Consider the following 13,227-nt stretch of genomic DNA (forward strand, 5'->3'; position numbering starts at 1 on the left):
CGCTTTTTACAAAATAGTACTGGTTACAAAAAAGCACTGGTTACAAAAACACTGATTACAAAAGCCGTTTCAGACAAAAAACGCGCAAAAAAAAGCGCCTGTTAAACAGGCGCTTTTCACAACAAGCATTTGTACTGCTTATTTTTCCAGTTTACCGACAAAACGGTAACCTTCACCGTGAATGGTGCTGATCAGCTCAGGGCTGTCCACATCAGATTCAAAGTGTTTACGGATACGACGGATGGTGACATCCACAGTACGGTCATTCGGACGTAAATCACGGCCTGTCATATGACGGATCAGCTGCTCACGGGTGAAAATTTTACCCGGTGTGTCCAGCATTAAACGCAGCGCGCGGTATTCGCCTTTTGGTAAACGGCGTGACACACCTTTAGGGGAGGTCAGGTTGCGGCTGTTTTCATCCAAAGTCCAACCGTTAAATTTCACAATACTCTTATGCTCTTCAACCACAGGCTGAGACACAGTACGGCTTAACAGGTTGCGGGCACGGATGGTCAGTTCACGCGGGTTAAAAGGTTTTGTCAGGTAATCATCAGCACCGATTTCCAGACCCAGAATACGATCGACTTCACTGTCACGACCGGTCAGGAAAATCAGACCGATGTTTTCTTTCTGGCGTAATTCCCGCGCCAGAATCAAGCCGTTTTTCCCTGGCAGGTTAATGTCCATCACAATCAGATTCACGCTGTTTTCAGTCAGCTTCTGATGCATTTCTTCGCCATTAACAGCTTCCAGCACGTCATAACCTTCACCCTGAAACAGGCTGACCAGGTTTAAACGTGTTACTTCCTCGTCTTCTACGATCAAAATCACAGGCGTCTGCATGAGATGAACCTTATGTAAAGTTTGTTGGATTTTTAAACAAGTCGAGATGGAACCGGTGACATTCAGTTGTCATTTTTTCCGCAATTATAGCTTTGGGTCCAAATGTTAACAAGTGATTTTGTTAACAATTAGATTTGTCTAATGTAATAGGTTCTGTTGTTGGCGGGCTTACAAAGGCGTTACAGTGTTTGTGCAGCCGAGGCTTTTACCACAACGGGGAAGTCAAACAGGATATGTACACCTTCACCCAGGCTGCTTTCCAGGCTGATTTTGCCGTTCAGCGCCTGAGTCACCAGGTTATACACCAGATGCATACCTAAACCACTGCCACCTTCACCTCTTTTGGTGGTGACAAAGGGGTCAAAAATACGTTTTTTGATGTTTTCCGGCACACCGGCGCCATTGTCACTGTAATGAATAAAACAGCGGCTTTGCTCAACCTTGACCTGAATTTTAATAGTGCCTTGTTCTATATGTTCAAAGGCGTGGATCAGGCTGTTCATAATGAGGTTAATTAAGATCTGGTTGATTGGACCTGGTTTACTGTCAATTTCAAGGCCAGGGTCACACTCCAGCAGTACCTGATGCTGGGTCTTTTTCAAATTAGGCCGCAGTGAAAGCAGCACTTCATTCATCAGCTGCAACATATTAAAAGTACGGCGGTTTTCGTTGGACTGATCAACCGCAACCTGTTTAAAACTGCGAATAAGGCTGGCTGCTCTTTCCAGATTACGGTAGATAATGCCAAGGTTTTCGGCGCTTTCACTTAAGAATTTTGCCAGTTGATTTGAGGTAAGTTTTTTCTCGTCAAAGGCTTTTTGAATATCGGCCAGTTTATCCTGCATTAAGGTTGAGGCCGTAACACCAAGGCCAATTGGGGTGTTAACCTCATGCGCCACACCAGCCACCATCTGCCCGAGACTGGCCATTTTTTCCGTTTCAACAATTTGATTCTGATACTGATGCAGGGTTTCAAGGGTATTGAGTAAGTCCTGATTGGAGCTTTTTAATGCCAGGGTTCTTTCATTAATTTTTTGCTCCAGCCCCTGGTTTAACTGGCGTATTTCCTGTTCAGCCTGCTGCACTTTATTAAATTGTTGTTCTATGCGGTCCAGCATATTGTTGATGGCGCGGCCCAGCATATGCAGCTCTTCAATTTCAGCGGCAGGAGCACGCACTGAATAACTTTTTTCTTTGGTAACTTTTTGTACTATCGCCAATAGGGCTTCAATAGGTTTGGTAAAACGTCGTTGCAGGCGCACGCTGACAAAAAACGCACAGAGTAAAGCGATAATAGCGATCAGTAAGTCAAACAAAATGCGGTTCTGCATGTATTTGTTCAGTTCGGTCAGACTGGCACGCAGATAGATATAACCTATTTTTTTACCTTCAAAATCAACAGCTTTAGTTAGTTCTATTACATCACCGTCAAAGTGCGGTTCCAACAGCTCGTCAACTTTGTCAAATTGGGTGGGGTGGGGGCCAACGTCTCTTCTGTTATAACTGGAAAAAAACGTCAGCTGGTTTGTTTCAGGTGTTAATTTATAAATGTGAATGTTGTGCAAAATATCAACAGCAGCAAAAGATTTTAACCTGCCATCTTCCATCTCAGCGTCGTCATATAAAATGCTGGCTTTGGAGTTAAAAGCCACAATATTGGCGTAAGCGTGCAGCTGATCCACCAGTTTGCGCTTCTGAAAACTAATGTCCTGCAGTGAAGAAATGGTCAGTGAAGCCAGCAAGGTCACACTACAAATCAGCATGACAACCCAGCTCAGAGCCCCTTTAATTGACGTGGTGCGTAATAAAGGCTTCATTGATAAAGTCACTAAACCTTAAGCAAGCTCAAATAGTTATAACTTTGATGTTATGCATTTTCAGGAAATTAAGCAAACCGGCCTGACAAAATTATCAAGGCCGTTTATAGTGTCTGGCGTTACAGTGTGAGCCGGTTTTTTGCAGTCGTTATTGCACTGTGTTATGCGATGAATGACATTGTTAGCAAGCTGACAGGAGCCTGTGATGGATCTTTGGGAAAGCTACAAAACCAGTGTGTTTTTATGTCATCAGCCACTGGGCGATCAAATCGATTTTGCCATTATCAGTGCACAAAACCCCGCCGGACACCTGCACCACCCGCAACATAATTTAACCCTCGACCGTGAATTTGAAACTGAGCTGGATGAAGCTCATATCCCTTACCGCACTTTAATTGGTGCTTCACCGGATTTATCGTTTCAGGAAAAAAGCTGGGCTGTACTTTGTGACAAACACAAAGCGCTTAGTCTGGCACTGAAATTCCGCCAGAATGCTATTTATTGGGTGGAGTCTGGTCAGTTATATCTGGTAGCGGCTTTGATGGAACAGCAGGGCTACCCGGCAGAAGAACATCTGGGACCCTATCTGGCGCGGCAAATTGTATTGCAGGGCTAGCCTGCACTGGTGCTATCAGATGGTGCTATCAGATGGTGTTACAAAAAAGGCAGAAACTTGCTGGTTTCTGCCTATTTTATTGCCGGTTTAACAGCAGCTCCGATGGAATGTGTTTTTAGTATCAGTTTTTGCGGCTGTGGTACACCACAAAACCATTGCGTCTTGCCAGCTCTTTGACATTGCCAAAAGTGCTTTTCAGCCATTCGGCATAAGGCAGGTGGGCATTGGCTACCAGGGTTAAAGTGCCGCCAGAGATGAGTTTTTGCTGACTGTCGCGGATAAACTTTTCCGCCACGCTGTAATCAGTTTTTAAGCCGGTATGAAACGGTGGGTTACTGACAATATGGTTAAACAGCGGCGTACCGTCCGGCATCCCATCAGCCGCTATCACCTGGGCTTGCTGCTGGTTCAGCGCAAAAGTAGCTTTGCTGCTGGCAACGGCCAAAGCACTAACGTCTGAGCAATAAAGTTTAATGCCAGGCGCTTGTTGCAACAAAAAAGTGCCAATCACGCTGGCACCACAGGCGAAGTCCAGCACATTACCTTGCTGAATAAAACCAAGTTGTTCCAGCAAAATGGCGCTGCCCACATCCAGCTTGCCGTGATTAAACACGCCGGGCAAAGAGCAGAATTGCAGCGTTTTTCCGGCAACTTCAGCTTTGAATTGCGCCATCGGCTGGGCTTGCTGCGGTTTATCGGCAAGGCCGGTTAAAGCAAACCATAAACAGTGTTTGGCGTTATCGAGTTTATGTGCGTGCAAACCCAGTTTTTCGGCGTGCGCCACTAAACTTTTGATGCCACCTTTGTTATCGCCCACCAGATAAAGCTGCGTGTTGTTGTCGATAACAGGGGTTAACTGCGCCAGACTAAAGGCCAGCTGCTCTTTGCTTTTGGGGTAAAACAGCACCACAGTGTCGAATTTTTTGCCTGGAGCCAAATGCTTAGCATCAAGCTCAGCGGCAAAATAACAAGGCGCCTGGCTTTGCTGTTGCCAGTTGTTGGCGACTGTTTTATCTGTGGTGTAACAACAAAGCTGAAGGTCTGATTCGCGTGACAGCTCGCGCGCCAGGTCGTCGGCCATAGGTTCAACCAACAACACAGCACCTGATAAATCGCCGATATTGCGCAGCAGCAGCTGACTTTGTGGTGTTAACATCAGCTCACCCGCTTAAACATTAAATCCCAAACGCCGTGACCTAATTTCACACCGCGGTTTTCAAATTTGGTTAAAGGTCTGTTGTCAGGGCGCGGCACATATTGCTTGTCTTCAGCCAGATTCTGATAACCTTCGGCAGCGCTCATCACTTCCAGCATATGCTCGGCGTAATTTTCCCAGTCGGTGGCCATATGAAACACACCACCAATTTTTAATTTGCGGCGTAGCAACTGCACAAAATCAGGCTGCACAATACGACGTTTATGGTGGCGGGTTTTATGCCATGGATCCGGGAAAAACAGTTGCACTGTGGTTAAAGAGCCATCCGCCACAGAGTCATTCAGAATTTCCACTGCGTCATGTTCAAATAAACGCAGGTTCTTCACGCCTTCAGTTTCGGCTTCACCCAGGCAGGCACCAACACCTGGTTTGTGCACTTCGATACCAATAAAATCAAGCTCTGGCGCAGCTTTGGCCATAGCCACCAAAGATTTACCCATGCCAAAACCAATTTCCAGCACCAGGTCGGCTTTGCGGCCAAATACCTGTTCAAAATCATAAGGCTCAGGCTGATGTTCCAGGCCCATGCTCGGCCAGAACAAATCCAGACTACGTTGTTGGCCCTTGGTCAGACGGCCTTCACGCAACACAAAACTGCGGATCCGGCGCAGATATTTTGGCTGTTCGGTGTCGCTTGAGGCTGCATCTGGCAGCACAACTTCAGTCTCAGTGTTGTTCATCTTTTGCTCCGGGCGGGAATTTTTGCGGCGCACATTATGCGTTGTTACGGCCTTGCACTCAACCGACTTTGCATTGGCAGTAACTTGTGTAGCGGTTAGACTGCACGGCAACTTAACAGCGGAATTTGTTATCGTGTTGCAGTCAGAAGTTAAAACATTTCAAAATCAGGTGGTTAGCTGGCAAAAAACACATGGTCGTCATATGTTACCCTGGCAGCTGGCGGCTACACCTTATGCGGTTCTGGTGTCGGAATTAATGTTGCAACAAACCCAGGTTGCTACTGTGATTCCGTATTTTCAGCGTTGGATGGCCTCTTTTCCGACGATAGAAGCTTTGGCGCAGGCAAGCACTGATGAAGTGATGGCGCATTGGCAGGGCCTTGGTTATTACGCCCGCGCCCGTAATTTACATAAAGCTGCGGTTTATATCAGTGAGCTGGGCGCTTTTCCCAAAACTTTAGCGGCGCTTTTGGCTGTGCCCGGGGTAGGGCGTTACACCGCAGGCGCCATAATGTCTTTTGCCTATGACAGTTACGGTCCTATTGTCGATGGCAACGTCAGGCGTTTGTATGCCCGTTATTTTGCCATTGATGGGGTCACCTCAAGCTCAGCGGTGGATAAAAAGCTCTGGGCTTTGGCTGAAGCTCTGACGCCAACTGACAACTGCCGCAGTTTTGCCCAGGGTTTATTGGATCTAGGTGCCACTATCTGTAAACCGCGTCAGCCACTTTGTGAACAATGCCCGCTATCCGGCAGCTGTCAGGCGCTGTTGCAAAACCGGGTTGATGAACTGCCCACAGCTAAACCGAAAAAGCTGGTTCCGGTTAAACCAGGGCATTTTTTATGGCTTGCGCAGCAGGATAAAATTCTGCTGCAAAAAAGGCCGGACAAGGGCATTTGGGCGTCACTCTGGTCGCTGCCCCAGGTCGAAGCACAATCGCCCTGGCTTGAAGATGCAAAGCTGCACGGTGTTTTTGTACACCAGTTTACCCACTATAAACTGGATGCTTCGGTCTGGACGGTAAACACCGGCGCATCGCAGGTGCAGGAAGAAGTTGCCGGCAGCTGGTATCACAAAGATGAACTTAACAAAGTGGGCTTGCCGGCTCCTATCCGCAGTTTTATCGAGCAGCAGTTTGGCTTAGCAACTGACAAAACATAACAAAGCAGGGCAAAAGGCGGCAAAAATAGATTACAATGCGCGCAATTCCCTACGCCCTATGGCAAAGAGCAAAGCCGAGGTAGATTATGGCACGTGAAGTATTTTGTCTTTATCTGAAAAAACAGGCACCTGGGCTGGATTTCCAGTTGTATCCGGGTGAACTTGGCAAAAAGATTTTCGATAACATCAGTAAAGAAGCATTTTCGTTATGGCAGGCCAAACAAACCATGCTGATCAACGAGAAAAAACTCAATATGATGAATCTGGAGCACCGCAAATTGCTGGAAGAACAAATGCAGCAGTTTTTATTTGAAGGTGCCGAAGTGGCCATTGAAGGTTATGTGCCACCGGCCAAAAGCTGAGTTTTTGTTTTCAGATTGCAGCATCAGCAGGAATTGATATGGCGCGCCGTTTACCACCGCTTAATGCTTTAAAAGCCTTTGAAACGGCCGCCCGCCATCTTAGTTTTACCAAAGCGGCGGAAGAGATGTATGTCACTCAGGCCGCTATCAGTCATCAGATCAAAGCGCTGGAAGATCATTTAGGTCTGAAGCTGTTTATGCGCAAAAACCGCTCTTTGCTTTTGACAGAAGAAGGCCAGAGTTATTTTCTCGATATCAAAGATATTTTCCTGCAACTGCATGAATCTACTGAAAAACTGCTGGCACGGGGTGCCAAAGGTGCCTTAACCGTTAGTTTGCAGCCAAGTTTTGCCATTCAGTGGCTGGTGCCAAGATTAAGTTTATTCAGTGAGTTACATTCAGATATCGACGTTCGTATCCGAGCTGTGGACTCCGAAGAAGGCTCGCTGACTGACGATGTGGATGTGGCGATTTATTACGGCCGTGGTAACTGGCGTAATTTGCATGCTGACAAGCTGCACACCGAATATCTGGTGCCTGTGTGTTCGCCAATGTTGCTAAACCGCGCCAAACCCTTAAATGAAGCTGCAGATTTACGTTTTCATACGCTGTTGCACGACACCACAAGAGACGCCTGGAAAGCCTGGTTTACCAGTCAGGGTTTTAAACATTTTAATGTCAATCAAGGGCCTATTTTTAGTCACAGCGCCATGGTGCTGCAGGCCGCCGTACATGGTCAGGGGGTGGCGCTGGCGCATAATGTGCTGGCTCAACCCGACATTAACTCAGGCCGTTTAATAGTGCCTTTTAACCATGTGCTGCAAAGTAAAGATGCGCATTATCTGGTGTGCCGCGACAATCAGACTGAACTTGGCAAAATTGCCGCTTTCCGCCAGTGGATGATTGCCCTGGTTGAGCGCGAGCAGGAAGATTTTAAAGAGCAGCAATTTAATATTGCAGCGGTAAACGATTGAATTCAGATATTTTTCTAATAACACCAGCAGATAAGCCTGTTGCCCGTATGCTGTTATTGCATGGCGCTGGTGCAGCTGTGCAGTCGCAGTTTTTATCTTTATTAGCACAAGAGCTGGCGCTACAGGGGATTGAAGTGTGGCGGGTGAATTTTGCTTATATGCAAAAATCACTACAAGGCCAGAAACAACCGCCGTCTAAGGTTGCAGTACTTCAGCAAGAATTGGTCGCTTTTATTGGGCAACTGCCAAACGATTTGCCACTGCTGGTCGGCGGCAAGTCGATGGGGGGACGGGTTGCGACTTTACTGGCGGCGGCAGAAGATGAGCCTTCGCTGGTAGCCACGGCAAAACTTAGGGCTATTTGTTGTTTTGGGTATCCTTTTTGTCCGCCTGCCAAAAAAACGCAGGGCATCGGCGCCAGAACTGAGCATTTTCCGATGCTGAAGCTGCCGGTTTTGATAGTGCAGGGGGAACGGGACGAATTTGGTGGTAAAGCGCAGCTCTCAGATGCCCCTGTTGAAAGCTGGCCACAACTGAATATGCACTGGCTGCCTTTTGGCGACCATGATTTAGCAAGCTTAAAAAAACATCCGCTGTCGCAGCAGCAACTTATTATGCTGGCGGCAACTGCCTGCAGAGACTTTATCAATGCAAAAATTCTGGCAAATTAGTTTAACTTTAACGGCAATTTATGGTGCTGTGGTGGTGGGCATGTCTGCCGCTATTTCGCATCTGTTTTTGCATAGTCTGGATGGCAAAGCACTGAGCTCACTACTGAGCAGCACTGCGCTGTTAGCGTTTCAGACCCTGGCTTTATTAGCTCTTAGTTTGTGGCAGCTTGCTATAGCGCAACAACAAACAGCTCAGACTGAAACTGCAGGCTCTTTAAAAATACTGCCGGCTTTGGTGGCTGCAGGTTTTCATCTGGGGCTTTGGCTTTTTGTGTATACGGTGTGGGCCGGTTTATTAAACCTGCCGCTACATTTTTCCCAGCTGGCGCCTTTAGGCGGCCAGTTATTGCTTTTGTGCTGGCTGTTGCTGGCCGCTACTGCCTGGATCAGGAAATAACATGAAACAACTAATACTCTACTGCCGCGCCGGATTTGAAAAAGAATGTGCGGCGGAAATTCAGGACAAAGCCGGTCAGCATGGTGTGTTTGGTTATTGCAAACTGAAAGACAACAGCGCCTTTGTGATTTTTGAAGCTTATGACAGCAACCTGCTGGCGGCTTTTTACCGTGATTTCCCTTTTGAGCAGCTGGTGTTTATCCGCCAGTGGGCGCTGTTAATTGGTGATTTAATTGAACTGCCAGCCGGCGACAGGGTGAGTGCTGTAGTGCAGCAGGCAGTTGCGGCTGAAATTACCACCTGTGGTGATATCAGGGTGGAATATCCGGATACCAATGAAGGCAAAGAGTTATCCACCCTGGCGCGCAAATTAACAGTGCCGCTGCGTCAAAGTCTGCGTCAGGCCGGTGTGATGTTGCCAAAACAACAATCGCGGGCGCCTGTGCTGCATTTGTTTATGTTGTCGGGTAAAGAAGCTTATCTGGCATTGTCGTACCCGGAAAACAGCAGTGAGCTGGAAAACGGTATTCGCCGCCTGAAGTTCCCGCACGACGCGCCAAGCCGCAGCACCTTAAAACTTGAAGAAGCCTTTTTGCAGTTTATTCCGCGTGATGAATGGGAAAGCCGTTTAGCCTCCGGCATGAATGCGGTGGATTTAGGCGCTTGCCCTGGTGGCTGGACTTATCAGCTGGTGATCCGCTCCATGATGGTGGTGGCGATAGATAACGGCATGATGGATCAGAAGTTAATGGACACAGGCCAGGTTAAACATTATCAGGTGGATGGTTTTAAATATCAGCCGGAAAAACGTAATGTGTACTGGCTGGTGTGTGACATGATTGAAAAACCACAAAGAGTAGGGCAACTGATTTGCGATTGGCTGATCAAAGGCTGGTGTCAGGAAAGTATTTTTAACTTAAAACTGCCGATGAAAAAACGCTACGAAACTTTGCAGGAAGTCCTGGGCCAGATGCAAAGCCGTTTTGATGAGGCTGGTTTAAAAGTGCGTTTCCAGGCTAAACATCTGTACCACGACCGCGAAGAAGTGACTGTGCATTTGTGTAAGGTTTAAGTTGGATAAAGTCTGGTTTGGGTAAAGCTGAAACTTTGTTTTAGTCTGAAACAGTATAAAAAAGGCCAGCATCAGCTGGCCTTATTTTTTGTCTAACCCACTGTCTGCACAGGGGTTAACAGCGCCATGTTACTTTTGCATATTGTAACTTTGGCCAAAAGTATTACCAAAAAACGACTGTTTTAACCATTGTGGCCTTTGTGCGCTGTTGGCAATTTCTTCGCCAATGGCGTAGTTAATGTCGGCAAATAAAGCGCCGGCATCATAACGGATAGGACCAAAGTCTTTGGTCAGGCCGGCAATATCATCAGATGGCTTGTGATAATGTTTGGCAAAAAACTTACCCCAAATCTCACCGCCTTTTTGCGCTGGATCTTTAGAGGTAAAACCTGTCATTAAAAACACTGAAGGTACACCTTTTTTCACTAGCGTGTAGTGGTCTGAACGGGTGAAAATGGCCTGCTCCGGCATAGGATCAGCGCTTAACTTAATGCCGTGTTTGGCAGTGGCACGGTCTACTACAGCACCTAAAGTGGAGTGATTGGCACCAAAAGCAATCATATCGGCAAATGGATACAACAACACCGGCATATCCAGGTTAACGTTAGCCACCAGCGACTGCATTGGTTTGAGCGGATGATGGGCAAAATAATCAGCACCCAATAAACCTTTTTCTTCACCTGTTACAGCCACAAACAAAATAGAACGTTTTGGTTTAACCGGTGCCTGGCTATATAACCGGGCAGTTTCCAGCAAAATGGCTACACCGGCGGCGTTGTCCATTAAACCATTGTTAATTTTGTCTTTAGAGCGTAAGTCGTTGCCAATACCAATATGGTCGGAGTGGGCTGTCACCACCACATATTCGTTTTTCAGCGTTGGATCAGAACCTTCCAGCACTGCAGCCACGTTCTGGCTCTGAATGTCCGTGTGGCTTGATTCGCGGCTGAAACTCATTTTGGCATCAAGCGCAAAACCTGTTGGAACTTGTTTTTTCTCCAGTTTGGCAAAAATGCTGTCCAGGCTTTCTTTGGCGCCGTCGAACAAAGGTTTAGCCGCTTCCATATGCAAATAAGCACCGGCTTTTAACTGCGGATAATCACCTTCTGATACACCTTTGTCATTCACCCAGCGTACCCGGGCCGAGTTTAAATACATCAGGCTGTTGGCATAAGGGCGGGTTTTCTCTTCTTGTGGTGTGTGCAGTGTGATGATACCAATGGCACCATGCTCAGCGGCCAGACGCTGTTTCAGCGAGCCTAAATGGGCAGCTTCTTCGCTTGGCAGTTTGCTTGGGCGACCAGGCAGCATCACTACTACTTTGCCTTTTACATCCAGGCCGGCGTAGTCATCCAAACCAAATTCTTTTGACACCATGCCATAACCGACAAACACCAGCTCAGCGTCTTTTACTTCCACTTTGCCTTCGTGGCTGCTTGGGCCGGTGAAAAAATGTTTTGGATAAGGCACGACCACATTTTTGCCGTTGATGTTAAAGCTCAGGCTGGCACTGTTGTTTACCAGTTTGCTTTGTTTTAATGGCACTTTCTGGAAAAAACCGCCGTTATCACCGGCCGGCTGTAAACCCAGTTGCTGAAAATTGGTAGCGATATAGTTGCTGGCAATTAAATGGCCTTTACTGCCGGTATCCCGGCCTTCCAGTGCGTCGTCTGCCAAAAATTGCATATGAGCGGCGATACGGTTGGCATCAGCGCCCTGGCTGGTGGCAGCAACTGCTGTTGCCGGTACCGGTGGTGCTTCAGCACTTGGTGAAGTTGCGCTGCAGGCGCTTAATAACAGAATGGATGACAGCGTCATCAGGGTTTTGGTTTGCATCTTGTGTTCCTGAAAAAGAGAGCAGTTAAAGCACCTGTAGTTATTATTCTGAGCTGACAGGACCCGGGCTTAAAGGCCGCAGCAGCCTAACATGAAACAATAAAGACCGCCGGAGTGGCGGTCTTTATTGTGCGACGAAAAGTAGAATTTCAGCGTCGGGCTTAAAAAAGTGGTAAGCAAATGTTAACCGGATCTATCGCTGTCGCTGTTTAAATCATCAGCGTCGATATAATCGGGCTTTTTTATCGCCAGCACTTTATCAATACGTTTGCCGTCCATATCAATAATTTCCAGCGTCCAGTTACCCACTTCCACTTTGTCAGCGGTTTGTGGCATTTTGCCAAGCAACAACATAATCATGCCGTTCAACGTTTGGTATCTGTTGCTGTCTTCTTCTGGTAATTTATTGATATTCAAGCAGTCTTTTAAGTCGATAACAGGCAATAAACCATCTAACAATAAAGAGCCGTCGTCGCGGGTGATCACCATTAAGTCTTCACCGTCATCCGGATTAAATTCACCGGTTAAGGCTTCCATTAAATCCAGCAAAGTGACTAAACCTTTTAAATCACCATATTCGTCAACTACAAACACCATCTGACTGCCAGTGGTTCTGAAGTGTTCCAAAAGCTCCATGCCGGTCAGGCTGTCCGGAACAAAGTTACAAGGTTGTGCCAGCGCTGCTAAATCGGTCAGACTACCGGATACCGATTGCACCAGCAGCTGTTTGGTTGATACCACACCAATTAAATCATCGGCATGACCACGGCACACCGGAAAACGCGAATGTGGCGACTGGGTGAGCAGCTTTAAGTTATCTTCAATCGAATTTTCAATATCCAGAAATACGATGTCTGAGCGCGGCACCATTAATGAAGAAATACTGCGCTCGTCCAGCCGGAATACGTTTTTCACCATAGTGTGTTCGTTGTGCTCAATCACACCTGAGCTTGAACCTTCCTGCAGCATGGCATGAATATCTTCGTGGGTGACATTGGATTCCTGATTTTGGGAAAAACCAAATAACCGCATTAAGGCATGGGTAGAACCTGACAATAACCAGACAAAAGGTTTGGTTAACAGAGCCAGCAATAACATAGGCTTAGCCATAATGCAGGCGATGGTTTCAGCGCTGATTTGGCCAATACGTTTGGGCACCAGTTCACCCACAACAATAGAAATGTAGGTCACCACAATAACCACCAGCACTGTGGCAAACACACTGCTAAAGGCCACCGGCATGCCGAGTTCCTGCAACCAGATGGCAAAAGGCCCGGCCAGAATAGCTTCACCAAAGATACCGTTTAAGATACCAATAGAAGTGATACCAATCTGCACAGTGGATAAAAACTGGGTGGGATCTTCGGCCAGTTTCAGCGCTATGGCGGCGGAGGATTTTCCGTTATGTGCCAGAGCTGTGAGCCGTGATTTACGGGCTGTGACAATAGCAATTTCAGACATGGCAAAAATGCCGTTTAACAGAATTAAACTAACGAGGATCAGGATTTCCATACAAACCGTAAAGTTGCTGCGAAGCGGCGAGTATAACAAAAAGTTGCGGCAGCACCAGTGTCAGTT

At 47.1% G+C, this 13,227-nt stretch carries 13 protein-coding genes; 7 read left to right on the forward strand and 6 right to left on the reverse strand.

Annotated features, from left to right (window positions below):
* Positions 1-138: 138 nt before the first annotated feature.
* Both arcA and N3Z11_RS12045 read right to left on the reverse strand, forming a co-directional pair.
* A complete protein-coding gene (gene arcA / locus N3Z11_RS12040; protein WP_260657425.1) occupies positions 139-846 on the reverse strand; it encodes a two-component system response regulator ArcA in 708 nt (235 codons plus the stop codon).
* Between the two features lie 179 nt (positions 847-1,025).
* Positions 1,026-2,663 (reverse strand): sensor histidine kinase, encoded by a 1,638-nt coding sequence (locus N3Z11_RS12045; protein WP_260657426.1) that lies wholly within the window; start codon positions 2,661-2,663, stop codon positions 1,026-1,028.
* Between the two features lie 205 nt (positions 2,664-2,868).
* Here N3Z11_RS12045 and N3Z11_RS12050 point away from each other — a divergent pair, with 205 nt between their 5' ends.
* On the forward strand, positions 2,869-3,279 hold the full coding sequence (locus N3Z11_RS12050) for a DUF3293 domain-containing protein (protein WP_260657427.1): 411 nt from the start codon (positions 2,869-2,871) through the stop codon (positions 3,277-3,279).
* 121 nt (positions 3,280-3,400) lie between these two features.
* Here N3Z11_RS12050 and N3Z11_RS12055 read toward each other — a convergent pair whose 3' ends face one another.
* Both N3Z11_RS12055 and trmB read right to left on the reverse strand, forming a co-directional pair.
* On the reverse strand, positions 3,401-4,435 hold the full coding sequence (locus N3Z11_RS12055; protein WP_260657428.1) for a class I SAM-dependent methyltransferase: 1,035 nt from the start codon (positions 4,433-4,435) through the stop codon (positions 3,401-3,403).
* On the reverse strand, positions 4,435-5,175 hold the full coding sequence (gene trmB, locus N3Z11_RS12060) for a tRNA (guanosine(46)-N7)-methyltransferase TrmB (RefSeq protein WP_260657429.1): 741 nt from the start codon (positions 5,173-5,175) through the stop codon (positions 4,435-4,437). Before trmB ends, N3Z11_RS12055 begins: the two co-directional genes overlap by 1 nt.
* A gap of 133 nt (positions 5,176-5,308) precedes the next feature.
* Between trmB and mutY the strand changes: the two genes are divergently transcribed.
* The 6 genes from mutY to rlmM all read left to right on the forward strand — a co-directional run bounded on the left by mutY (position 5,309) and on the right by rlmM (position 9,813).
* On the forward strand, positions 5,309-6,337 hold the full coding sequence (gene mutY / locus N3Z11_RS12065) for an A/G-specific adenine glycosylase (protein WP_260657430.1): 1,029 nt from the start codon (positions 5,309-5,311) through the stop codon (positions 6,335-6,337).
* Between the two features lie 86 nt (positions 6,338-6,423).
* Positions 6,424-6,699: an oxidative damage protection protein gene (locus N3Z11_RS12070; protein WP_260657431.1), complete on the forward strand. Its 276-nt coding sequence runs from the start codon at positions 6,424-6,426 to the stop codon at positions 6,697-6,699.
* Positions 6,700-6,737: 38 nt separating this feature from the next.
* Positions 6,738-7,673, forward strand: a complete 936-nt coding sequence (locus N3Z11_RS12075) for a transcriptional regulator GcvA (RefSeq protein ID WP_260657432.1) — start codon at positions 6,738-6,740, stop codon at positions 7,671-7,673.
* Positions 7,670-8,344, forward strand: a complete 675-nt coding sequence (locus N3Z11_RS12080; protein ID WP_260657433.1) for an alpha/beta family hydrolase — start codon at positions 7,670-7,672, stop codon at positions 8,342-8,344. Before N3Z11_RS12075 ends, N3Z11_RS12080 begins: the two co-directional genes overlap by 4 nt.
* Positions 8,322-8,741 carry a hypothetical protein gene (locus N3Z11_RS12085; RefSeq protein ID WP_260657434.1) on the forward strand — a complete coding sequence of 140 codons (420 nt, stop codon included), beginning with the start codon at positions 8,322-8,324 and terminating at the stop codon, positions 8,739-8,741. The genes N3Z11_RS12080 and N3Z11_RS12085 overlap by 23 nt, the downstream gene beginning before the upstream one ends.
* Position 8,742: 1 nt before the next feature.
* Entirely contained in the window at positions 8,743-9,813 is a 1,071-nt protein-coding gene (gene rlmM, locus N3Z11_RS12090) for a 23S rRNA (cytidine(2498)-2'-O)-methyltransferase RlmM (RefSeq protein WP_260657435.1), read from the forward strand.
* Between the two features lie 129 nt (positions 9,814-9,942).
* Here the strand turns inward: rlmM and N3Z11_RS12095 are convergent, their stop codons facing one another.
* A complete protein-coding gene (locus N3Z11_RS12095; RefSeq protein ID WP_260657436.1) occupies positions 9,943-11,649 on the reverse strand; it encodes a M28 family metallopeptidase in 1,707 nt (568 codons plus the stop codon).
* 183 nt (positions 11,650-11,832) lie between these two features.
* Positions 11,833-13,161 (reverse strand): hemolysin family protein, encoded by a 1,329-nt coding sequence (locus N3Z11_RS12100; RefSeq protein ID WP_260657437.1) that lies wholly within the window; start codon positions 13,159-13,161, stop codon positions 11,833-11,835.
* Between the last annotated feature and the right edge of the window lie 66 nt (positions 13,162-13,227).

It is taken from the genome of Rheinheimera sp. 4Y26, from assembly GCF_025245835.1.
Taxonomy (GTDB): Bacteria; Pseudomonadota; Gammaproteobacteria; order Enterobacterales; family Alteromonadaceae; genus Pararheinheimera.